Source organism: Actinophytocola xanthii (assembly GCF_001921205.1).
GTDB classification, from domain to species: Bacteria; Actinomycetota; Actinomycetes; order Mycobacteriales; family Pseudonocardiaceae; genus Actinophytocola; species Actinophytocola xanthii.
Genome location: NZ_MSIE01000173.1, coordinates 1 through 1,183 on the forward strand (window position 1 = coordinate 1; position 1,183 = coordinate 1,183).

At 63.5% G+C, this 1,183-nt stretch carries 1 protein-coding gene; it reads right to left on the minus strand.

Features of this window, described 5'->3' with window-relative positions:
- Positions 1 to 25 precede the first annotated feature (25 nt).
- Entirely contained in the window at positions 26 to 1,120 is a 1,095-nt protein-coding gene (locus BU204_RS37760) for an IS630 family transposase (RefSeq protein WP_075130573.1), read from the minus strand.
- Positions 1,121 to 1,183: the final 63 nt, after the last annotated feature.

Here is a 1,183-nt window from a genome sequence, read left to right on the forward strand (position 1 = left end):
CTAGTGTCGCGTGATCCTGGTGTCTTTACTTTGCGTTGTTGTCGACGAGTTTCTTGATGTTGGTCTGGACGAGGCGGACCTTGGCGAGGATCTCGGTGGCGGTGGTGGTCCAGACGAATGGTTTCGGGTTGGTGTTCCAGTGGGTGATGTAGTCGCGGATCTGCCCGATGAGGACCTTGACGCTGGTGAAGGTGCCGCGGCGGATCGATTGGCGGGTGATGATCCCGAACCAGGTCTCGATCTGGTTGACCCACGACGCTCCCTTGGGGGTGAAGTGGAAGGTCACCTGCGGGTTCTTCGCGAGCCAGGCCGTCATGTCGGGTGTGGTGTGGGTGGACAGGTTGTCCAGGACCACGTGGATGTCCTTGCCCGCGTGCGGCTTCACGGCTTTCTTCAGGAAGGTCAGGAAGTTCGCGCCGTCGCGGACGGGATAGCACTCGCCGAGCACTTCGCCGGTGCCGACGTTGAGTGCGGCGAACAGGTTGGTGGTGCCGTGGCGGACGTAGTCGTGGGTGCGTTTCTCGCTGGCGTCGAAAGCGATCGGCAGCAGCGGTTGGGTCCGGTCCAACGCCTGGATCTGGGTCTTCTCGTCCACGCTGAGCACCACCGCACCGCCCGGCGGCTCCAGATACAGACCCACGATGTCGGCGACCTTCTCCGCGAACTCCGGATCCTTGCTGATCTTGAACGTACCCTGCCGATGCGGTCGCAACTTGTTGTCCCGCCACAGCTTGGCCACATAGTGGTGCGACACGTAGACACCTTCGGTGCGCAGGATGAACGCGGCCATCTCCCGGGAAGACCAGTGCGACAACCCCGTCTCAACCGGCGGACTCGCTCGCGTGAGGGCCAGAATCCGCGCCCGAACCGGGGCCGGCACCTGTTCTCGACCCGCTCCACGCGGCCGGTCCAGCAGTTCACCGATCCCGCCCTGCCCATAGCGGGACAGCCACAGATCCACTGTCGGACGCGACACCCCGGCCAACTCCGCGATGTCCTTCTTCTGCCGGTCCTCGCCACGCCACAACACGATCCGCGCCCGCGTCGCCACCGAAGCCGGCACATCCGAGGCATTCACCAACGCCAGCAACTCCGAACACTGATCCACCGTCAACACCACCCCGCCAGCCAACACCGCGACCAGTCAACTCGACGTAAAGCAAACAGAATCACGCGACACTAG